The organism is Psychromonas sp., assembly GCF_047632995.1.
Classification (GTDB): Bacteria; Pseudomonadota; Gammaproteobacteria; order Enterobacterales; family Psychromonadaceae; genus Psychromonas.
In genome coordinates, this window is sequence record NZ_JBLIEK010000006.1 from 41,471 (window position 1) to 62,712 (window position 21,242).

The following is a 21,242-nucleotide window of genomic DNA, read 5'->3' on the forward strand; positions in this document are numbered from 1 at the left end:
CAAAGCTAACACTTAATTACCTGAGTTAAGGTTTTTGCAGGTAACAAGTCATTAATCACAATATTTTACTCCCTTACCAACATTACTAGAGCCCTATCACTGACGCAGCATTTACTAAAGTATAAGCTAACAATTCATTCTAATTGTTGTGAGTTCCGCTATGCCTAAATTTAATCTACTTAATAAATTACTATTACTTACACTATTGCCTCTCCTTATTATTCTAATTTCGATTATGTCAGTCTCTTATACTGTTGAAGTTGACGCACTTGACCATGATATTGCAGAATTTCGCAGCGCTTTAATTAAGGAGAGAAAACAACAACTCAAAGAGGTAACTGAAGTGGCAGCGAGTATCGTTTCCTATCAAACATCCCTCGCAGATAAGGGTGATATTAAAGGGGCATTACGTGATATTACCTTTGGCAATGCAGGCTATTTTTATATTTATGACACGCAAGGTGTTAATGTTTTTCATGCTCTTAAGCCTGAATTGGAAGGAAAAAAACTATTAGATATGACCGATTCTAAAGGCAACAAAATTATCGTCGGCTTACTTAATGCGGCGCAAAAAGGCGATGGTATTTTTTCCTATTTTTATCAAAAACCCGGTTCACCAATTAACATTGAGAAGCTCGGCTATGCAATCATGTTACCGGGCACTAACTGGATGTTAGGTACGGGTGCTTATATTGATGATATTGATGCAGTTATCAATAAGTATGCGCTAACAGCACAGCAATCTTTACAAGAGCAGATGATGAAGATTTTACTGCTATCAATTGTGTTAATCATTGTAACTGTGATTATTATCTTCATTGCAGCCGCAAAGATGGTTAACCCAATTCAACGTATGGCTGATAACCTCAATGATATAGCGCAAGGTGAAGGCGACTTAACGCAGCGTCTTACGGTGCACGGCAGTGATGAAATTGCGCAACTCGGTCAGTCATTTAATCTGTTCATCGATAAACTGCAACATACAATAGGGGAGATCAACTCAGCAACAATTGAAATTAATCAAGCAGGCTCAGATATGAACCGGCAAAGTCAGGAGATCTCTTCGCAGTTGCTGAGTCACAATAATGAAACAGAGCAAGTTGTTTCTGCGATCACTGAAATGTCTTCAACGGCTCATGAAGTGGCCAGCAATACCAATCAAGTCGCCGATGCCACGCAAGCTGTCACCGAGGATGTTGTCCGCGCTCAAGGGTGCGTTGATACCTCATTATCTGAAATTTCAGCGCTCGTAGAAGAGATCGATGGTGCTGCTAGCAGTATGAATGCATTGAGTGAGCAATCGCAAAAAATCAACAATGTCCTCTCTGTGATTGGCGCCATCGCGGAGCAGACTAATTTACTCGCATTAAATGCAGCCATTGAAGCGGCACGTGCGGGTGAACAAGGCAGAGGGTTTGCCGTGGTTGCCGATGAAGTACGTAATCTTGCCAGCCGCACACAAGCCAGTACTTTAGAGATTAATGAAATGCTCACTGAACTGCATCGTTTAGTTGCACTTTCAGTTAACTCTATGGAGCTCAGCCAAGAGCGAAGCATTCGCTCTATTGATTCATCTCAAGCGATTTCTGAAAGTTTAGGCTCGGTCACAACGGCAATAAATTCGATTAATGATATGAGCACACATATTGCCACTGCGGCCACGGAGCAAAGCTCAGTAACGGAAGAGATTAACCGCAATATTTATGCCATTCAAGAGATTGTGAATGTACTAACACAGAGCAGTAAAGAAGCTGAAGCTGTTAGCCTTAATGTTTCAAACGAAGGTGAAAGACTTAATAAACTGGTAAGCCAGTTTAAGATATAAACAGCGATTGATTATCCTTCTGTAAAATTAAAACAGCCACTTACCAGTGGCTGTTTTTTGTCTGCTATTTATCGCATTCTCTTTTGCAAAACCTTCAAACTACATAGCTAATTTGGTTTGTTTGCAGGCTTTCGCTTGCAGCTGATGGTTTAACTTTCTTTGTTTGGGGTTTCGCCCTGTCGGCGAGTAGACGATGAGAAACCGAAACGCAGTTTCGCAGTTCGAGGAAGTCATGATCTCTCAACAGCAAGAGAAGCTAAAGTAAAGATAGCTTTGTTCGTGCCACTATTTCTCGTTCCTCACGCTCCGCGTGGGAATGCATATTCAGATCAGTATTTTTTGAAGAGCTTTAAATACGTCATGACCGAATAAATCTCTTTGTAGGTTGCCGCTTGCAGCTGATGGTTTTACTTTCTTTGTTTGGGGTTTCGCCCTGACGGCGACTTTGTCTTAAAAGACACATTACTGATTTGGTTTGTTTGCAGGCTTTCGCTTGCAGCTGATTGTTTAACTTTCTTTGTTTGGGTTTTCGCCCTGTCGGCGACTTTGTCTTAAAAAACACATTACTGATTTGGTTTGTTTGCAGGCTTTCGCTTGAAGCTGATGGTTTAACTTGCTTTGTTTGGGTTTTCGCCCTGACGGCGTGTTACTTTTCTCTCAACAGCAAGAGAAAAGTAACCAAAAGAGTGCCGTTCCGAACGTTTTTTTATCTTATCCGCCCAACAACTTCTTAACGCACCGACTCGGAATGCACATCCCTGTGCATGCCGAGCCTAGTGAAATCATCCCTGATTTCCCTTGCTAAAGTTATTGTTCGTATAAGAAAAACGTAAACGGAAAATTTCGCAGCCGCATTGGTTTGGTGCATTAAGGAAAATATAAAACAGCACCGATAATTTAATGAAATTATATCTTTATTTTGTTATGATAATTGTTTGATAACTAAAATGGATTTTCTCTAATGTTAAAAATATTCACCACACTATCTCTCATTCTCATCACTAACTGTGCATTCGCATTTTTCCCTCCATTTGAGCAAAAACCATTGCCTTATGAATACGGCTCTATCACGTATGATGTAAAACCAAATGCCACTCTAATGAGTGCGTTTGGCGCTACCAATAAAACAATCGTATTGTTTAAAGATTATGGAAAAAGAGCGGTATCACTTTTCTATAAGGATGACAAATTACTTTCTCGTATGGTTACTACCCCCACTGAAATCTATTCATTTTACCCCACAGAGAAAAAATATAGCCTTGATACAATAAAAATAGATTCTATATTAACGGGGTTTCAAACTATTTATAACGGATTAAATAAGACACAAAAAATAAATTATCAGCGTTATATTGAAGCAGATGAGGTTATTAACGCTTTTGAAAATGAAGCAGAAATCTTTATTCCTGCTTATCATTATCAGGACAATATTTGTAAGCTGGTTATTAATAGATCGGTTTTACAAGATAACAATTTGGCATCTGCGCATGATTACAATTGTTATTTAGGTGATAAATTGATAATTCTCTCTAATACTCAACCAATCAAAAAAATGAATACAGAAAAAAAACCCGCTGAAAAACTTTTTAATATTTCCGTTCCTGCTGATTACACAAAAATCGATTCAATGGCGCAGGCAATGACACGTTCAATAGAACAAGACGGGAGTATGCCAGAGCAACAGAAAATGACCCCTGATGAATTTAAAAGGACAAAAATACATTTATTAAATCTGCTAAATAACGAACCTAAACTCAAAAATATGGAAGCTAAAGCGGAGAACATTATCAACAGAATTAAACCACAGATGGAAAATTATATGGATATGGTACTCAATAGCAACCGCACTCAAAACAATAGCATTGATAATCAACAGGAAAATGAACAGAAAAATAAATATGAAAATAATGCTGATGCAACTTCAAGCTTAGAAGAAAAAGCAATAGAAGTAGGCTTAGATGTCCTTGGTAGCTTTTTTTGATCTGTAAATAATTGGCGCTGTTGTAGTTAACTGTTATCAACGGTAGGCAGCGAGCAAAATGAGGCTATAAATAAAACTGTGTAAATGCCCGTTTGATATGCAAGCTAATTCTCCTCAAATTCGATTATAATAGAGGGGAAATAGACAAGAAAAATCGGGTATCTACATCTTTTTTACGAATAATCCAGCCAATGCGGCTACGAAATTTTCCGTTTGCGTTTTTCTTATCCGAGAGGCAACTTTAGCAAAGGAAATCATGGATGATTTCATTAGTCTTTGCATGCACAGGGATGTGCATTCCGAACTGCTGCGTTAAAAAACGCTTGGGCAGTGCGAGATTAAAAAATGGCTAGGGGTGACGCTTTTTGCCTACTTTTTTTCGGCATTTAGAAAAAGTAGGATCGCCGTCAGGGCGAAACCACCAACAACAAAGGTTAAACCCAAAAGCCACAAGCGCAAGCTTACGACAAGCCCAATCGGCTATCCCCAACAACTAACACACAACTTAACCGGATAGGCCTTCCCACGCAGAGCGTGAGGAAAGAGCGAAACCCACCAAATAAAAGTGACTCGCCGTCAGGGCGAAACCACCAACAACGAAAGTTAACACAAAAGCCACAAGCGCAAGCTTACGACAAGCCCAATCGGCTATACCAAACACTTAGCCGGATAGGCATTCCCACGCAGAGCGTGAGAAACGAGCGATACCGTAGCGGAGAAACAACAGACAAAAAAAAGCCCCACGGTTAAGTGAGGCTCAGTAACAATAAGCGACGGTTATTAGCTTAAAACTTGTAACCTGCGGTCAGTGCGGTTTGTACGAAATCTATATTCTCTAACGTATAAAAATCCATACTCAGATCGGTATAAAAATGACTGTATTGAAAACGCACGCCTAACCCAGCAAATATACTACTATCATCGAATTCAGAACTGTCACTACCAATAGAAAAATCTTCTGAATAGGATACAAATCCTATCTTGCCGTAAGGTTTAAGAAAAACATCTTGAATAGGAAAAGCATAACCGATATCGGCGCCAACTTTAATTGCTCTACCTTCAAGTTCACCATTAAAGAAATTGTCATCATTATTCGTTTCATAGGAGACACCAAGGCCAACAATTTGGTTGAAATCGTAACCGTACTCGAATTTAAAACCATCTCCATAATCGTAATCTTCAGATCTATATTCATAATACCCGTCTGAAACTGATGTTTTGGATAATCCGAGCCCGAGCCGCGAGCCAGAAAAATCATTGGCAGCCATTGAATTGGCCGAAAATAAAGCAAGCAGTAATGACGTTCCAAACAGTAAATTTTTCATAAAAATATCCTTATTTAACAATAACTAAAAATTAACTGTGGATATTATGTTTTTGTGAGAAGATACGCAACCACTATCAACTCAAAATCAAAATAAGCTACTTATAAATTTCTAGTCTGGCTGAATTTCAATAAACAATCGGTCAGGCCGTCTTTTAATGGCAAGGCTGTACATCATACCAAAGGAACTAAATCACAGACAAAAAAAGCCCCACTGTTAAGCGAGGCTAAATTTTTATCAATAAGGATAAATCCCCATTTTCAGCATTATTTTGCTTGTGGACGCATATGCGGGAATAACAATACATCACGGATAGTGTGGCTATCAGTAAACAGCATAACCAGACGGTCGATGCCGATACCTTCACCGGCTGTTGGTGGTAAACCGTGCTCCAGTGCTGTGATGTAATCTGCATCGTAAAACATCGCTTCATCATCACCCGACTCTTTCTGTTCCACTTGCGCTAAGAAACGCTCTGCCTGATCTTGTGAATCATTAAGCTCAGAGAAACCATTAGCAAGCTCACGACCACCGACAAAGAACTCAAAACGGTCAGTAATAGTTGGATCTTGATCATTACGGCGAGCCAGCGGTGAAACTTCAGCTGGGTAGGCAGTGATAAATGTAGGCTGCAGCAGTTTGTGCTCTGCGGTTTCTTCGAAGATCTCAGTTAAGACCTTACCTTCACCCCAGTTATCTTTCAGATTAACCTGTAAACGCGCGGCTAATGCTTTAAGAGATTCCATGCTTTCCAGCTCAGAGGCTTCAATACCTTCATTGTATTGCAGTACCGCTTCCTTCATGGAGATGCGAATAAAAGGTGCGCCAAAATCAAACTCTTGTTCACCGTATTTAACAATGCTTGAACCCAGTACATTTTCAGTGATCGTACGTAACATGTCTTCTGTTAAATTCATAAGATCGATGTAATCTGCATAAGCCTGGTAGAATTCAATCATAGTGAATTCGGGGTTGTGGCGTGTTGATAACCCTTCGTTACGGAAGCTGCGATTGATTTCAAATACACGCTCAAAACCACCAACCACTAAACGTTTAAGGTTTAGCTCTGGCGCGATACGCAGATACATAGGCAGATCTAATGCGTTATGGAAAGTTTCAAATGGTCTTGCTGTAGCACCACCTGGAATCGCTTGTAACATTGGCGTTTCCACTTCCATAAAATCACGATCATTTAAGTACTGACGGATAGCATTAACGATTTTATTACGTAAAATAAATGTCTTACGGGAGTTATCATTGGCAATCAAGTCAAGGTAGCGCTGACGGTAACACGCTTCGGTATCGGCAAGACCGTGGAATTTGTCCGGTAACGGACGCAATGCTTTGGTCAATATACGGATTTCACTGACTTTAATACTTAACTCATTGGTTTGCGTTTTAAATAAAACACCTTTAGCACCAACAATATCGCCTAAATCCCATTTTTTGAATTCAGTGTTGTAAAAACCTTCTGGGAGATTATCGCGCGTAACGTAAACCTGAATACGCCCGCCCATATCTTGAATCGTCGCAAAGCTTGCTTTACCCATCACACGGCGCATCATCATACGACCCGCTACGCTGACCTCAACCGCTAACTCTTCTAACTCTTCTTTGCTTTTGTCATCGTATAACGTATGTAAATTATCAGAGATGTTTTCACGGCGGAAGTCGTTCGGGAATGCCTGTCCCTTTTTACGCATCGCATCAAGCTTAGCCAGACGCTGTGCCAGCATTTCATTTAATTCTTCTTTAGGTGCTTCAGTTTTTTTCTGCTCTGACATGGTATTCCCTATTTCCTAATGTTCTTCCCCACGCGATGCATGGGAAAACTAATTTTAAATTTTTTGCTCTATAATCCCGACTTCAGGCTCGCCTCGATAAATTTATCTAGACCACCATCTAATACAGCTTGCGTATTGCGACTTTCAACACCCGTTCTTAAATCTTTAATCCGTGCATCATCTAATACGTATGAGCGAATTTGACTGCCCCAGCCAATATCTGATTTGCTATCTTCACTGATCTGTTTTTCAGCATTCTGTTTTTGCAATTCATATTCATAGAGCTTGGCTTTGAGCTGTTTCATTGCTTGATCTTTATTCTTATGTTGCGACCGTTCGTTTTGACACTGCACCACAATATTGGTTGACAGATGGGTAATACGCACCGCAGATTCGGTTGTATTAACGTGCTGGCCACCCGCGCCCGAAGCACGGTATACGTCAATACGCAGATCGGCAGGATTTATCTGAATATCGATATCATCTTCAATTTCAGGATAAACAAAGGCAGAGGCAAATGAGGTATGGCGGCGACCTGATGAGTCAAAGGGCGACTTACGTACCAAACGGTGCACACCTGTTTCGGTGCGTAACCAGCCAAAAGCATATTCACCGGAGAAACGAATCGTCGCACCTTTAATGCCGGCAACATCGCCTGCGGAGACTTCCATCAACTCGGTTTTATAACCGTGCGCCTCTCCCCAGCGAAGATACATACGCAGTAACATATTCGCCCAATCCTGCGCTTCTGTTCCACCTGAGCCGGATTGGATATCTAAATAACATGAGCTAGCATCATGTTGGCCTGAAAACATGCGTCGGAATTCAAGTGTTTGTAATTTTTTCTCTAGCGCATTTGCTTCATTGTTCGCTTCATCAAAACTATCTTGATCTTGCTCTTCAACCGCCATTTCCACCAGCATCTGAATCTCTTCTGTACCTTGGGTTAAGGCATCAATGGTTTCAACCACTAATTCCAAGGCACTGAGTTCTTTGCCTAATGCCTGCGCGCGGTCCGGTTCATTCCATACATCTGGCGACTCTAGTTCACGGCTAACTTCTTCTAAACGTTCAGATTTGGCTTCATAGTCAAAGATACCCCCTGAGCAGCTCGGCGCGCTCAGTTAGATCTTTTACTTTATTTAAAATAGGGTTGACTTCAAACATCACAAATCTCAGTTAGATAGATAATAAAAAGAGACGAATTTTAACCAATATGAAGGGAAATATATAGTGCAGATAGAAAATAAAAATCATCGGCAAAGCGATGCTCAGCCTTTTTGTTTTAGCCGGGAATAAATAAGGGCGTTATTAACAGCAAATGGCTGGAGTGGCACATTTTGTTACGCTGCCCCATAGTTTTGTAAGCGCCACCTCCCTTTTTGTGCTCTTCCTGCTAATGTTAAGCAAAAACGCCGTAATTTTATCGTTTTATTGGTGCAATTATTTTTGAATACACGTAAAGTTAACAGGCATTGATTTTAAAACAAGGTTCACCCTCACCCGATACAGGTGGGAAGTGACGCAATTTACCAATTGTATAAAAGGAGTATTATTATGGAGATGTTATCTGGCGCCGAAATGGTTGTCCGTTCACTACAAGACGAAGGTATAGAGCATATTTTCGGTTACCCTGGTGGTTCAGTATTAGATATTTACGATGCAATTTTTCAATGCAGCGATATTGAACATTTCTTAGTCCGTCATGAACAAGCTGCCGTACATATGGCTGATGCTTATTCAAGAGTAACGGGAAAAGTGGGCACAGTACTGGTGACTGCAGGACCGGGCGCTACAAACTGTATTACCGGCATTGCAACCGCGTATATGGATTCAATTCCACTGGTGGTTATTTCAGGACAAGTCCCCACCGACTGGATTGGTGATGACGCATTTCAAGAAACCGATATGATTGGTGTTTCTCGACCTGTTGTAAAACACAGTTTCTTATGTCGCACGGCAGAAGAGATACCCGTTGCGATTAAAAAAGCCTTTTTCCTGGCATCAACTGGCCGCCCCGGTCCTGTTGTTGTCGATCTGCCAAAAGATGTACAAAATCCACTGCTTAAATTTCCCTATAAATACCCTGACAGTATTGAATTGCGTTCATATAACCCCACACTACGCGGTCATAAAGGGCAAATAAAACGCGCATTAACCGCTTTATTAGCTGCTAAAAAACCGGTTCTCTATGTGGGTGGCGGCGCAATTATTTCCAACGCATCCAAACAAGTTATTGAGTTAGCTGAAAAACTCAATCTGCCCGTGACCAACACCTTAATGGGGTTAGGCGCATTTCCCGGTCAGCATAAACAAAATATTGGTATGCTCGGGATGCACGGTACCTATCAGGCAAATAGGTCGATGCATAATGCGGATCTTATTTTCGCAATTGGCGCCCGCTTTGATGATCGCGTAACCAATAATGTCGATAAGTTCTGCCCTAACGCAAAAATCATGCAGATTGATATTGATCCGACATCCATATCTAAAAATATCCACGTTGATCTACCGATTGTCGGTTCAATCGAAATTGTATTACAGCAGATGCTGGAGCTGCTTGAAGAAACCCAGGCAAGCAATGACAGTGAGAAAATCAACTTATGGTGGGATCAGATAAATGAGTGGCGTGCAAAAAACTGCCTTACTTATAAAAAATCTGATAAATATATCAAACCACAACAAGTTATTGAGAGTTTATATAAAGTAACTCACGGTGATGCCATTATCACCTCTGATGTCGGCCAGCATCAAATGTTTGCCGCACTTTATTACCCCTTTAAAGAGCCGCGTCAGTGGATTAACTCAGGAGGGTTAGGCACCATGGGATTTGGTCTGCCAGCGGCTATCGGGTGTAAAATTGCGCGTCCTGAAAAAACTGTTTGCTGTGTCACCGGTGATGGTTCCATTCAAATGAATATCCAAGAGCTTTCTACCTGTATGCAGTACAAGATTCCCGTTATTATTGTGCTGCTCAATAACCGCTCTTTAGGTATGGTTAAACAGTGGCAGAAGATGTTCTACGGTGGTCGTCAATCACACTCCTATATGGACAGCGTGCCCGATTTCGTCAAACTTGCCGAAGCTTATAATCATGTCGGTATTAAAGTTGATAAAATTGAAGAACTTGAACCCGCATTATTGCGTGCTATTGAACTTAAAGATCGCGTCGTCTTTATTGATGTTCTCGTTGATCCGGAAGAGCATGTGTATCCTATGCAAATCAAACTCGGCAACATGGAAGATATGTACCTAAGCAAAACGGAGAGAACCGATGCGTAGTATTATTTCTGTATTACTTGAAAATGAATCTGGCGCATTGTCCCGTGTTGTCGGTCTTTTTTCTCAACGTGGTTATAACATTGAATCACTCACTGTTTCCCCTACCAATGATAAAACATTATCGCGCATGACTATCACCACTGAGGTGACAGATCTTGCCACGCTTGAGCAGATGATGAAGCAACTGCATAAATTGGTGGATGTATTGCGCGTTACTGAATTAACAGAAGGTCCGCACGTTGAACGAGAACTGATGCTCGTTAAAGTGCGCACCCTGAATGGTACGCGTGAAGAGGTTAAACGTTGTGTCGATATTTACCGAGGTCAAATCGTTGATATCACACAAAACCTTTATACCATTCAACTCAGCGGCACCTGCTCTAAATTAGATGCTTTTATTGCAACTCTTGAAGATACCAGCGAAATAGTAGAAGTGGTTCGCTCGGGTGTTTGTGGTATTGCACGTGGCGAAAAAGCGTTACGCGGTTAATCAGCAGCAGGGCAAATAATTACCATTAAGAATTTGTCCTGCTATCCGCACAATGCAAAGTACCCTGTGCATTGTGTATAAGGAGTTTTTATGCTTGAAATAGGCGCATTGTTACTCTGCGCATTGGTATTATTCATGTTTGGTGTCTCTGTGCTTAGCTTGACCGTGATTGCACTCATTATGATTTTAAGCTTTATTTTAATGAGCACATTAACCTTCATTTTTAAATTTGGATTTTGGATATTACTTGCCATAGCCATCTACTATTATTTCTTCAATAAAAACAGGGATTTCCAATGAAGTCTATTTTATCGTTATTGATAGCCGGCTTTCTGTTTATAAGTAACACAGCGTTTGCCAACTTGACCATAGAAAATGCTTACGTGCGCGCCACGCCACCCCATGCAAAAAATAGCGCGGCCTTTATGGTTATTCACAATAGCAATAAAGAAGAAGTTAAACTTATTGCAGCCAGCAGTGATATTGCACAGCGCGTGGAGCTGCACAATCATCTAATGCAAGATGGTTTGATGAAAATGCGCCAAGTTAAACAGATCAGCATCAAAGCAAAAAATAAAACAGCGTTACAACCAGGCAGTTACCACGTTATGTTTTTTGAATTAAAACAACCGCTTAAAGACGGTGAATCCGTTGCTCTGAAATTATATTTTGATAATGGTGAAGAGATCACGGTTGACGCGCCGATAAAAAAGATCACTATGCACAAAAACAAAACAGATTAACAAATAAATAAAATAGGAATAACAATGAAAAAACAGATCTGCGCAGCCGTTGTGGCGGGCGTTATTAGCATGCCGACTATGGCCGATTTTTTAGGTGTATATGCAGGAGTTGATTACCGCACCACAGCAACGAGTCATACAGCCAATGGTTACACGGGCGAATTTGATGACACCAATAATTTTTCAGGTTATCTGGCATTCGAGCATTTTATGCCGCTTATCCCCAATGCAAAACTTAAATACTCAGATTTAAGCAGTGAATACAGTAGTGATGCAACAGAAATTAAAAGCTCCGCTAGCAATGCCATCTTGTACTACGAGCTACTTGATAATGACTTGGTTGAGTTTGATTTAGGTCTGGCTTACACAGATCTAGAAACTGACTATAACAATTTAAGTGCGACTCTCGGACAAGGCTACGCTGCAGCTAAACTGCATATACCAGGTGTTCCTATGCATGCTTTTGCTGAAATCATTGCCGGCTCTATCAACGATGATAATGCAACAGATGCCGAGATGGGTGTTGCTTATACCTTTAATCCAGACTCGATGCTGTTAAACCTCTCTGTACGTGCTGGTTATCGCCATCAGGAAGCTGAAATCAGTAACTTTAAGCAAGAAAACAAAGGGCTATTTGCAGGTCTGGAAGCACACTTCTAGCCTCTGCGATTATTTACAAAAGGGATCTGCAAAATTAATTTGCAGGTCCCTTTTTTATTAGTGGGTATGACTCATTAAGTTACAAGCAGGGCTTGCTAATACTTTGGCAACCAACTCACTTTGCCGCCTGGTGTCTGTTTTTTTCATAATACGTTTAATATAAGTTCTGACGGTTTCATAACTTAAATAAGTGTTTTCCGCTATTTCAGCAGGTGAACGGCCACTGATTAACTCACTACAGACTAAAGCTTCCTTGGTTGATAAATTATAGAGTTCGCATAAGACTTGTTGATTAACCGGTAGCAGATTCTGACTATAGATAAACACTGCGATCCCGCCCCCATTATTATTTTTATGAACTAAAGGTACAAATGTTAATACTATGGACAGGCCTTTCGGCATTTCCAGCTGCAGATGATGCGTGGTCTGCTCGCGTAGACATTTCTGTATGGCCTGCTGAATTTGTCGATTACTTCTTACGTTTATCCAGTGCAGGCTTTTATTGATTTTTTTCAAATATTGATGTTGAGCAAAAAACAGTTCGGCCTGCTGGTTACAATGACTTACATAGCCTTGCTCATCCAATAAAATAACGGGTAACAGAATCTGATCGAATAACAACTCGCTTAAAAAGTGTTGTTTATCGCTCTTTAATTTTAAATGATAAAGCTGCATCGCATGCTGAATATGGGGAATAAGCTTATTCAGCAACAAACACTCTTCTGGAGAAAACTCCCCCTGCTCTCTATTACGCTGAAAATAAACTCTACTGCTCCAACAATCATCACTGGCCAATACAGCTGCTGCTGCATAATAAACATCAAGCGCCTGTACAGCGAGCATACATTCAGGATCAGATAACATACCTTGATCCATTTCATATTCACCTAAGACAATTAATTTACCCGGTGGGGCTTGCAGCAAACGCTGTGCCAGACCATCCCGTTCTCCATAACGCTTACCGTATTCTGCAGTCTTAATCAGATCCAGTCCCTTAACCCAAACAATATCAGCAGATTGCAATTCATTATTAAGCATAACAACCGCCCCCGAACGTAGATTTAAACGCAGAGTTAGCTCATTTAAAAAGTCTGTAAAGCCGTTTGGCAGCACCAACGCGCAATACAAGGATTTTATCAAATCATCAACAAGACCATCTTCCATCTGCATCTGCATCTGCATCTCCCTATGAACAAATGTGCTCAACTAAAATAGATCTATATCAATATATATAAAACTTACAACACTATTGTACCCAAATGGGGATGGTTTTAGCTTGCTAGCTATCATACTTTTCATCTATCTGCATAAAATAAAAAGGAATTCATTATGAGACTTCATCCACTTGTCCTTGCTTTAACCCTAACCCCGCTAGTTGGCTGTGGTGGTTCCAGCTCTTCAACACCGGAATCTATCTTAGCGACAGCTTCTGACACAAAAAGCTTATCGGGCAAGGCTGCTGATGGTTATTTAATCGGGGCAGAGGTCTGCTTAGATATAAACGGCAACAAAGACTGTGATAGTGATGAGCCAAGTGCAACAAGTACCACAGGAGGTGAGTTTACTCTCAAAGGAGTGACTCAGTTGCAGATTGACACTTACCCGTTGTTAGTCAAAGTCATCGCCAATGAAACAATCGATACCGATAAGCCCGGTGAAGTTTTAAAGGCTTATACTCTCAGTGCGCCGGCAGGTTATACATTTGTCAGTCCGCTCACCACCATGGTACAAAATGAGGTAGAAAAAGGAAGATCTGTTGTAGAAGCAGAACAGCTTCTACAAACTAAATTGGGAACAGAGATAGCTCTTAATAAAGACTATGTGGAAGCTAAAACAGATAAAACACTCAGTGATGAAGACAAAGCTGAATTCGCAAAACTACACCAGATTGCCCAGATAACGGCCAAAGTGATGGCTGCAAACATGGAAACATTGCTGGACACATCAGAGGAAGTCGGCATCCCGCTAGATCAATTAATAACACTGATCACAGATAAAGTTTTTGCAGCGCTTGTGGAAATTAAAATCCAAGTTGAAGTAGCTGATCTTGAGGTTGAATTTGATGCAGCCTCTATTGCTAGTGATATAGATAACAATTTCATCAAACTGGATGCAGATAAACTTGAAGATCAGATTACGCAAAATCAAGCAGAAAATTCAGCTATTGTCGCGAATCTAATTGAACTGCTGACAAGTGATGGCCTAAATTGGTTTTGGGGAGATACAGACAATGATGGCACTGCTGAACTGGAATACGGATCACTTAAATTAGCCGGTGATATCGTAGAAGATCAGTTTAACGAATTTGATTTTTCTAGCGGCGAATTTGTAAGTGAAACAGCATACTCTACAGACCCCGTTGAAGAATCGGCTGATCAAGAAACATGGGTGCTTTCGGAAAGTGCAGGCTGGATCCAGAATAATGAACTGATCTCATCGATCACAGCAGCAGATAACGCCATCACATTGCATTATTCGATAGGAGATGGACAGTTCGATGAAACAATTACCGGCAGTAAAATTGATTTATCCGGTTTAAATATTGCTTTGGTGCTCAATAAAACAGATGGTGACGGAACTTGGGCTAAGAGCATCGCCGCTGATGCAACCTTCGATGACGGATCTTTTGGCTACAAAATAACGGGTACTCAAAACATCCGCTACAGACTGGAATCTCTTGATCCGTGGTGTGATGATTATACTGGAACATATACTCAAGAGCAGATTAAAAGCCAATTAGGTGAAATATGTAACCATATCCAACCTCCGTCTGCAGTTCCTGGAGAAGCATATATTCAAACATTAGCGGAGCTGAAAACGGCGACCTTACTGGTGGATTGGCATCACCTTAGTGGAAATGATTACAGCGAGATAACAGCCAAAGCAAATGACGACGGAAGCGTTAGCTTTTGGGAAGATTCAACTCCGTTAGCATCAGGCGTTTGGAGCGAGATCAGTGCTTATGGACAAACATTAATAAAAGTAACGGCTCCGGCATCAGTTGAAAGCATGGGGAATCATTTTGCTCATGACGGCACGCTTTACTTTGCTGAGTTTGAAGGGTTTGTTAGACAAGTATGGGCGGAACAGTTTGGAATTGATGAAATAATCTTTGATGCATCCGCAAGAGACACTATCCTAAATCGTTTTAATGCAGGCAGATTACCGCCGTTAATTGGCAGTTGGAGCAACGGGGATATTTCATTTCAATTTAATAATGATATGACCTATACCATGGAGCAAATAATAGATGATGGTGAAGCCTCTGATTCTTGGGCAGGTACTGAATCGGGTGCTTTTAGCTATGATACAGCTACGGGCAAGATCACTGTTACCTCTATCACCGAAGATAATAATGGCACTTCGGGTCTTTCTGATTACCTGAATAATTCAACGAATGAGTTTGTGTTAAAATCATTCGAAGCCAACAGCAGTTTAACTTTCTCCTATATCGATGGCGATGAAATAGGTGAATTCACATTAACAGACAACACTAACACACCATAATCAATCTAAACTCTGATTATTATCTTAAGACCTGTCAGTTAAAAACTGACAGGTCTCTTTTACACGACGCCTTGCATTAAAAACAATTTCACCTACTTCAGTTAACTCGCGATTAAATAACAAATCAAAGCAACAACTTTAAGCAAGTTTGCAGATCTACAAGCACACTTCATTCTCTATTCATCTAATGAGTGGATTTAGTCTATATAAGGGATCTGCAAAGTTAATTTTCTGATCCCTTATTTAATGTTCGGATCCCCTCTTCGAGTAACAGTATCTGCTCTTTACCAAGATCGGTGGTAAAGAGCTTTATTACCGCAGTCATCTGCAGCATGCCCTGCTGGATCACCTGTTCGGTAACCTCTGACTGCAAATGCATAGATGACTGATAGCTAAGCCAGCTGAAAATAATCAGATGCAAGTTGGTGATAATCGGTTGTATCTCCTCTTCTTTGAGAGCGAAAAGTTGCAGATCGATAAATGTTTTAAAGATGCTTTGTAAGTTTAGTTGCGAGATCTCCTGTACTGCCAGATATTTCTCATGCAGCACCCTATCTTGTTGCAGAATTTGCGCAAGATTGGCGTAGAAAAAACGGTATTTCCACATTAAAGTAAAAATAGAATCGAGATAGTGTTTAAGCTGCACCAGGCTTTCCTGCTCTGGCTCAACCGGCGTAAAGTGATCTAACAGTTCCATTGAGTAGCTTTCAAAAATCTCATAAATGATCTCCTGCTTATTATGAAAATGGTAGTAGAGATTACCGGGGCTAATTCCCAGATCAGCGGCAATATGATTAGTGGTAATATTGCGCTCACCGTTTTCATTAAATAGTTGTAGTGCCGCATGCACTATTTTATCGCGTGTTTTCATGAATTATTTCTTTTTTCAAGAGGCTTAATTCTGCCTTTTAAAGCAGCTTGAAACCTTACCGGGATCCGTTGAGCTCGTCTATAAGCAACATAAGCCAATGCCCCCCAGATAAATACCTGCAGCCAAAGCAGTTGCCACTGCGGCAGAATTTGTGAAAATTCAGCTCCCATCTGGTTAACCGCCAGAAAACTTTGAATAGCGGGCGTACAGGGAAACAGATTGCTCAGCCAGATCATCGGCAGCGGTACACTTTCCAGGGGCCAGATAAAACCGGCGCTAAAGATAAGCGGCATGGAGCTGATTAAGACCACAAAAGTGACCAGTTCCCTTCTGGGTAGCAGCGCCCCTAGGAAAATACCGATAAACGTACTGCAAAGTAAGAAGGGAGCGAGTAAGGCCAGTATAATAAGTGGCGAGGCAAGCTTGTTGATGCCATAAAAATCAAAACAGAAGCCAAAGTAATAGATTGCCATCAGGTAATAAATAGCGACAAAAATTAAGCTTCTGATTGTTATTATTGTTAATGCGGTGTGTTTGTTCCAATACCCGGCAATAAATTTTTCCATGCAGCCTAAGATACCTACGCCCATAATCAGGGTTTGCTGCAAAATAAGTACGAAGACCGCCGGCACCACATAACTAAGATAACCTAGCGTAGGATTAAAAGTTGGCTTCATATTTAATTTGACCTGAGCGTACTGCTCTTTGGCTGTATCCAATGGCACACCATCCATTATCAGCCGGGTGACTTTTGCCTTCGCGGCGAGTGTTCCTCCTGCGTTGGCCAGCCCTTCGACAATGGTGCCATAGACCAAGAAATAGGAAGCATCGCCAGCGTAGGAAAGTGTCGGGCTTTTACCTAATAATAGATCCCGGTAAAAATGTTCTGGGATCAGTAAAATCCCGCTAACATCACCTTGCAGTAACTGCGCTTTAGCTTCATTGATGGAATGCGCCCGTTTAACTATTTTAACCTGCGGTGTGGCATCGACCATACGTTCAAGTTGGCGGCTGGTCTGGCTGTTATCGAGATTAACAACGCTAATTTCCTGCTCCCTGGGCGTTTGCTGAGCGTAAGGTAAAGGATAGAGGAATGAATAGAAGATCACGCCGCCAAAGACGGTTAAAGCAATAACAGGATTGCTCAGCACCGCTTTAAGTTCAGCTTTTATTAATTCAAATAGGCGCATTATTGTGATCCAGTTTTTTGAGATGTTTTTTTATTAATAGCAACACCAGCAACAAAGGCAGCAGATAGCCAAACATGGACGGCGTAAAGCTGCTGATCGTTTCCCATGCACTTACGCCGTAACTGACCTGGCTGATTTGCGCTTCAATATAATGACTGATCGGCAGTAATCCACGCCACAATTGAGCGAGCGTGTTCATATCGGTAACAGGAAAAGTGACTCCCATAAAAGCAAAGCTGGGTGCGGTAAATCCGGCTGCAAAACTTATTGCTCTGGCGGGATCAAGCGTTAAGAAGAAAAAGAAATTGCCCATAATCATACAGGCAATTACCGTAACTAACTGAGCAAAAAGCAGCGGCAACAGACTGCCTTCCATCGGCCAGTCAAGGCCGGCATAAAAGAAAATAAGAAAAGCAAAGCCCTGAGCCACAAAGATGGGCAGGTAGAATCCCCCCATAGCCAGTAAATTCTTAAGCGGTTTTTCTCCCACCATTTTTTTCAGGCCGGAAATACGATGATTGGCAGTTAAAAACAAGATGGTAGATACCACAATTGCGATTTGCCATAGAGCGGGCACGATTGCGGAAACAAGAAACTGCGCGTAGTTGGAATTTTTATTAAACAGCGGCGTGATCTGACTGCGAATAGCCACTGTTTTAGCAACTGCACTTAGCGCGCTGCTGTTACCTTTAGCCAGCTGTTTAAGGGCGCCGAGTTGTGCATTGAAGGTGCCATGCGCCTGCAGTGCAGCGCTGTTGATCAGTTTACCGACCAGAATAAACTGGCTGTTATAAAAAACGCTTACCTGCGGAGGATTAGCAAGATGGATATCCCGGTCAAAGTTTTTAGGAATGACCATATAGGCGTATATCTCATTGCCAATAAAGGCATTTTTTGCGGCGCTAATATCACTGAAAGCATGATCCACCTTTAACGCTGAAGTGGCGTCAAATTCCCGAATCAGTTGTCTTGATAAAGTGCTCTGCTGCAAATCCAGCACACCAATAGGCAGATCCCTTGCTATCGCTTGTGAAAAAATCCACCAGATGGACAGCGCCAGCAAGATAGGGATCCATGTCAGACTGGATAACAACCATCGGTCACTGCTCAGCACATGCCATTGAGAAAGTTTAGAATCAGCCATCACAGCTCAATGGCCACGCTCATCCCGCTTCGTAACTTATCGGTCAGTTGTAGCGGTTTGGCTTCTACCTCAAATGTTCTTAGATCAAATCCTTTAGAGGAATCTGTGGAGCGCCAGGTTGCAAAATCCCCCATTACTGCAATATAGTTAACTTGAAACTGAATTTTTTTGTTAAGTGCAGGCAGATAGGCAGTAAATGTTTTGCCTATCTGGAAATTGCTGAGCTGATCTTCCCGTACATTAAAAACAACCCAGGCATCCTGCATATCAATCACGGTCACAACCGGAAATCCCTGCGGTGCAAGCTCTCCACTATGTAAAAGTACCTGAGAGACTTCACCATCGAACCAGCTCATGATTTTGGTGTCTTGCGCATAAGCTTGCACTTCTGCAACTGCCCCGGCAGCCATACGTACTTTTTCCGCAGCAGCCCGTTTGGTTTCGCTTCGCGCCCCTTCTTTTGCCATCTGATACATCTGCAAAGCGGCACTTTGCGTATATTTAGAGGCTTGCCACTGGGTCAACGCCTGATCGCGTTTTTGTTCTGCAACAACACCATCTTGATACAGGTTATCAATACGTTGGTAGGTTTTTTCCATCAGGCTTGTCGCCGACTTTGCTTTATTCCATTGATCTTCTGCGGCGTTAATCTTCTGCGCGCGCACTCCCTTTTCCGTCTGCATCGCCATCGCATCGGCAACCTCTTTAGCGGCTATCGCCTGCTCAAGCTTAGCTTCAATTTCCGGGCTATAGAGAGTGAAAATTGGATCACCTTTTTTGACCATATCACCCTTTTTGACCATCACCTGTTCAATTCTGCCAGCGACTTTCGATGAGATACTGTATTGCTGTGCTTCAATTTGCCCCTGCAGACGGACAGGTTTAGGCTGGTAAGCCAGATAAAAGCTATAAATTATCCAGCCAATAATTGCTGCGCCGATCAAGGTAAAAAGAACGGGTTTAACGTATTTCATGATTTATCCTCAAGTTTAATCCGTTGCAAAGCGTTTAGTTCATAGTGCGTAAAAGTGGACATCTCGCTGCTTAGGGCAAGTAACCTATTTAGCGCAATAACATAATTAAAACGGGCAACCTGTTGTTGTGTTTTTATGCTTGCCATATAAAGTTCAGCATCGATCACATCAAGCGAGGTGGACAACCCCTGGTTAAAGGCTTTTTTACGTAACTTCAAGTTTTCTTGCGCCAATGCCAGGCTGGAATCTAACCCCTGCACCTCTTCAATGGCCTGCTCTGCTTGAAAATATGTTTTTTCAACAAGTACGGTCAAATCCTGCTTTGCCTGATGACGTAAATGGCGGATCTGCAGCACTGCACTATGAGCCGCCTGCATTTTTTCGAAACGGCCCGTTCTTTCCATAAGTGGAATATTAATGCCGATACCGACAAACCAATCCGGCGCCATTTCGCTTGCTAATGAGTCATCTTCATAAAGCACGTGGTCACCGTAAAGAAACACTTCCGGGTAGTACTTTCCTTTTTCCGCTTTTATCGAACTCGCGGCCTGTTTCTCTTTTGCATTTAAAATATCCAACCCGGGATATGTTGTTAGTGTCTGTTCGGTAAAAGCCGAGAGTGGAGGGAGAGTCCTATTAATAAAGAGCGTGCTTTGCGGGATGACTTTATTTGCCTGATTAAGAATTTCCGTGAGGGCGGAAGAAGCAATATAGAGGTCCTTTTCTGATTTTTTCCTCTCAACAACAGCTTTCGCCAGAGAGGCTTCAGCCTGCAGACGCTCTACTTTAGCAATCTGCCCTTGCTGCTCTAATTTAATTGCAAAGTCTCTATGGTGGGTTAATCCGCGCTCTACAGACAGACGGGTTGCCACTACTTCTTTTGCAAGCACCACACTGAAGTAATATTTAGCAAGATCCTCAAAGCGGGCTTGCATCTCCATTTTAAGCAGAGCAATAGCTTCGTCGGTGCGCCCTGACGCGTAGCTGTGTGAGGCACTAATTCTTCCACCGGTAAAAATAGGCCATACTGCGCGAATCGAAGAATTGAACATATTTTTTTCTGTGACGGTAGAGGTTGCTCCAGCAATATCAGCGAAATTAACACCTATTTGCGATAATGTCTGAGCCAGTGCTACTTTACTTGAATCATCTAAACTACCAAAAACCTGCTCTCCGGATAGCGTGACATCATCATCCAATCGGGTGTAATTTGCCCCGATCGTGATAGAAGGTAAATCTAAAGAGTCATCGGCTTTTTCTAACTGTTGGTAGCGCGTCACATTGGCCCGCTGAGCCGCTATAGAGTTATTTTTTTGCTGGAGAATAGTCCATGCATCAGCAAAATGGATCTCTTGCGCATTAACAAAAAATGTTGCCATTAACGATGCAACAGCAATCATCCGCATCTTTTTTTGTGTGTTTAGCATTATCAATAATTCACTTAGTGGCCCGAACAAATTAGAGTA

Annotated in this window: 17 protein-coding genes; 8 read left to right on the forward strand and 9 right to left on the reverse strand. The window is 41.7% G+C overall.

Annotated features, from left to right (window positions below; all coding sequences use genetic code 11):
• Positions 1-160: 160 nt before the first annotated feature.
• Complete coding sequence (locus ACJAT7_RS02305; RefSeq protein ID WP_415225178.1) at positions 161-1,825, forward strand: methyl-accepting chemotaxis protein; 1,665 nt, start codon at positions 161-163, stop codon at positions 1,823-1,825.
• A 961-nt stretch (positions 1,826-2,786) separates the two neighbouring features.
• The gene (locus tag ACJAT7_RS02310) at positions 2,787-3,806 is read left to right on the forward strand and encodes a hypothetical protein (RefSeq protein WP_415225179.1); all 1,020 of its coding nucleotides are present in this window, start codon (positions 2,787-2,789) and stop codon (positions 3,804-3,806) included.
• Between the two features lie 785 nt (positions 3,807-4,591).
• Here the strand turns inward: ACJAT7_RS02310 and ACJAT7_RS02315 are convergent.
• The 3 genes from ACJAT7_RS02315 to prfB all read right to left on the reverse strand — a co-directional run bounded on the left by ACJAT7_RS02315 (position 4,592) and on the right by prfB (position 8,082).
• Positions 4,592-5,131 (reverse strand): porin family protein, encoded by a 540-nt coding sequence (locus ACJAT7_RS02315; protein WP_415225180.1) that lies wholly within the window; start codon positions 5,129-5,131, stop codon positions 4,592-4,594.
• A gap of 266 nt (positions 5,132-5,397) precedes the next feature.
• Complete coding sequence (lysS, locus tag ACJAT7_RS02320) at positions 5,398-6,915, reverse strand: lysine--tRNA ligase (RefSeq protein ID WP_415225181.1); 1,518 nt, start codon at positions 6,913-6,915, stop codon at positions 5,398-5,400.
• A gap of 68 nt (positions 6,916-6,983) precedes the next feature.
• Positions 6,984-8,082, reverse strand: a protein-coding gene (gene prfB, locus ACJAT7_RS02325) for a peptide chain release factor 2 (RefSeq protein ID WP_415225182.1) whose coding sequence is annotated in 2 segments (ribosomal slippage) — positions 6,984-8,006 and positions 8,008-8,082 — 1,098 coding nt in all. Because the reading frame shifts where the segments join, the coding sequence is not laid out codon by codon here.
• A gap of 390 nt (positions 8,083-8,472) precedes the next feature.
• Here prfB and ACJAT7_RS02330 point away from each other — a divergent pair.
• From ACJAT7_RS02330 to ACJAT7_RS02350, 5 genes are all read left to right on the forward strand, one after another.
• The gene (locus tag ACJAT7_RS02330; protein WP_415225183.1) at positions 8,473-10,197 is read left to right on the forward strand and encodes an acetolactate synthase 3 large subunit; all 1,725 of its coding nucleotides are present in this window, start codon (positions 8,473-8,475) and stop codon (positions 10,195-10,197) included.
• Positions 10,190-10,687 carry an acetolactate synthase small subunit gene (gene ilvN, locus ACJAT7_RS02335; protein ID WP_415225184.1) on the forward strand — a complete coding sequence of 166 codons (498 nt, stop codon included), beginning with the start codon at positions 10,190-10,192 and terminating at the stop codon, positions 10,685-10,687. Before ACJAT7_RS02330 ends, ilvN begins: the two co-directional genes overlap by 8 nt.
• 90 nt (positions 10,688-10,777) lie before the next feature.
• Entirely contained in the window at positions 10,778-10,987 is a 210-nt protein-coding gene (locus ACJAT7_RS02340; protein WP_415225185.1) for a hypothetical protein, read from the forward strand.
• Complete coding sequence (locus ACJAT7_RS02345) at positions 10,984-11,430, forward strand: copper chaperone PCu(A)C (RefSeq protein ID WP_415225186.1); 447 nt, start codon at positions 10,984-10,986, stop codon at positions 11,428-11,430. Before ACJAT7_RS02340 ends, ACJAT7_RS02345 begins: the two co-directional genes overlap by 4 nt.
• Positions 11,431-11,454: 24 nt before the next feature.
• Positions 11,455-12,090, forward strand: coding sequence for a TIGR04219 family outer membrane beta-barrel protein (locus ACJAT7_RS02350; RefSeq protein WP_415225187.1), 636 nt, complete (start codon positions 11,455-11,457; stop codon positions 12,088-12,090).
• A 57-nt stretch (positions 12,091-12,147) separates the two neighbouring features.
• Here the strand turns inward: ACJAT7_RS02350 and ACJAT7_RS02355 are convergent, their stop codons facing one another.
• Positions 12,148-13,266: a LuxR C-terminal-related transcriptional regulator gene (locus ACJAT7_RS02355; protein WP_415225188.1), complete on the reverse strand. Its 1,119-nt coding sequence runs from the start codon at positions 13,264-13,266 to the stop codon at positions 12,148-12,150.
• Between the two features lie 153 nt (positions 13,267-13,419).
• On the opposite strand from ACJAT7_RS02355, the gene ACJAT7_RS02360 reads away from it, so the two are divergent.
• A complete protein-coding gene (locus tag ACJAT7_RS02360) occupies positions 13,420-15,597 on the forward strand; it encodes a hypothetical protein (RefSeq protein WP_415225189.1) in 2,178 nt (725 codons plus the stop codon).
• Positions 15,598-15,820: 223 nt separating this feature from the next.
• Here ACJAT7_RS02360 and ACJAT7_RS02365 read toward each other — a convergent pair whose 3' ends face one another.
• From ACJAT7_RS02365 to ACJAT7_RS02385, 5 genes are read right to left on the reverse strand one after another with little or no spacing between them, the layout of a single operon-like run.
• Positions 15,821-16,468 carry a TetR/AcrR family transcriptional regulator gene (locus tag ACJAT7_RS02365; RefSeq protein ID WP_415225190.1) on the reverse strand — a complete coding sequence of 216 codons (648 nt, stop codon included), beginning with the start codon at positions 16,466-16,468 and terminating at the stop codon, positions 15,821-15,823.
• Positions 16,465-17,658, reverse strand: a complete 1,194-nt coding sequence (locus tag ACJAT7_RS02370; RefSeq protein ID WP_415225191.1) for an ABC transporter permease — start codon at positions 17,656-17,658, stop codon at positions 16,465-16,467. Before ACJAT7_RS02370 ends, ACJAT7_RS02365 begins: the two co-directional genes overlap by 4 nt.
• Entirely contained in the window at positions 17,645-18,802 is a 1,158-nt protein-coding gene (locus ACJAT7_RS02375; RefSeq protein WP_415225192.1) for an ABC transporter permease, read from the reverse strand. The genes ACJAT7_RS02370 and ACJAT7_RS02375 overlap by 14 nt, the downstream gene beginning before the upstream one ends.
• On the reverse strand, positions 18,802-19,776 hold the full coding sequence (locus ACJAT7_RS02380) for an HlyD family secretion protein (protein WP_415225193.1): 975 nt from the start codon (positions 19,774-19,776) through the stop codon (positions 18,802-18,804). Before ACJAT7_RS02380 ends, ACJAT7_RS02375 begins: the two co-directional genes overlap by 1 nt.
• Positions 19,773-21,203 (reverse strand): TolC family protein, encoded by a 1,431-nt coding sequence (locus ACJAT7_RS02385; protein ID WP_415225194.1) that lies wholly within the window; start codon positions 21,201-21,203, stop codon positions 19,773-19,775. The genes ACJAT7_RS02380 and ACJAT7_RS02385 overlap by 4 nt, the downstream gene beginning before the upstream one ends.
• Positions 21,204-21,242: the final 39 nt, after the last annotated feature.

Excerpts from the sequence above, each read along its gene's own strand:
- ACJAT7_RS02305 (WP_415225178.1), top strand. The coding sequence starts at position 161 with ATGCCTAAATTTAATCTACTTAATAAATTACTATTACTTACACTATTG.
- ACJAT7_RS02310 (WP_415225179.1), top strand. The coding sequence starts at position 2,787 with ATGTTAAAAATATTCACCACACTATCTCTCATTCTCATCACTAACTGT.
- ACJAT7_RS02315 (WP_415225180.1), bottom strand. The coding sequence starts at position 5,131 with ATGAAAAATTTACTGTTTGGAACGTCATTACTGCTTGCTTTATTTTCG.
- lysS (WP_415225181.1), bottom strand. The coding sequence starts at position 6,915 with ATGTCAGAGCAGAAAAAAACTGAAGCACCTAAAGAAGAATTAAATGAA.
- ACJAT7_RS02330 (WP_415225183.1), top strand. The coding sequence starts at position 8,473 with ATGGAGATGTTATCTGGCGCCGAAATGGTTGTCCGTTCACTACAAGAC.
- ilvN (WP_415225184.1), top strand. The coding sequence starts at position 10,190 with ATGCGTAGTATTATTTCTGTATTACTTGAAAATGAATCTGGCGCATTG.
- ACJAT7_RS02340 (WP_415225185.1), top strand. The coding sequence starts at position 10,778 with ATGCTTGAAATAGGCGCATTGTTACTCTGCGCATTGGTATTATTCATG.
- ACJAT7_RS02345 (WP_415225186.1), top strand. The coding sequence starts at position 10,984 with ATGAAGTCTATTTTATCGTTATTGATAGCCGGCTTTCTGTTTATAAGT.
- ACJAT7_RS02350 (WP_415225187.1), top strand. The coding sequence starts at position 11,455 with ATGAAAAAACAGATCTGCGCAGCCGTTGTGGCGGGCGTTATTAGCATG.
- ACJAT7_RS02355 (WP_415225188.1), bottom strand. The coding sequence starts at position 13,266 with ATGCAGATGCAGATGGAAGATGGTCTTGTTGATGATTTGATAAAATCC.
- ACJAT7_RS02360 (WP_415225189.1), top strand. The coding sequence starts at position 13,420 with ATGAGACTTCATCCACTTGTCCTTGCTTTAACCCTAACCCCGCTAGTT.
- ACJAT7_RS02365 (WP_415225190.1), bottom strand. The coding sequence starts at position 16,468 with ATGAAAACACGCGATAAAATAGTGCATGCGGCACTACAACTATTTAAT.
- ACJAT7_RS02370 (WP_415225191.1), bottom strand. The coding sequence starts at position 17,658 with ATGCGCCTATTTGAATTAATAAAAGCTGAACTTAAAGCGGTGCTGAGC.
- ACJAT7_RS02375 (WP_415225192.1), bottom strand. The coding sequence starts at position 18,802 with ATGGCTGATTCTAAACTTTCTCAATGGCATGTGCTGAGCAGTGACCGA.
- ACJAT7_RS02380 (WP_415225193.1), bottom strand. The coding sequence starts at position 19,776 with ATGAAATACGTTAAACCCGTTCTTTTTACCTTGATCGGCGCAGCAATT.
- ACJAT7_RS02385 (WP_415225194.1), bottom strand. The coding sequence starts at position 21,203 with ATGCTAAACACACAAAAAAAGATGCGGATGATTGCTGTTGCATCGTTA.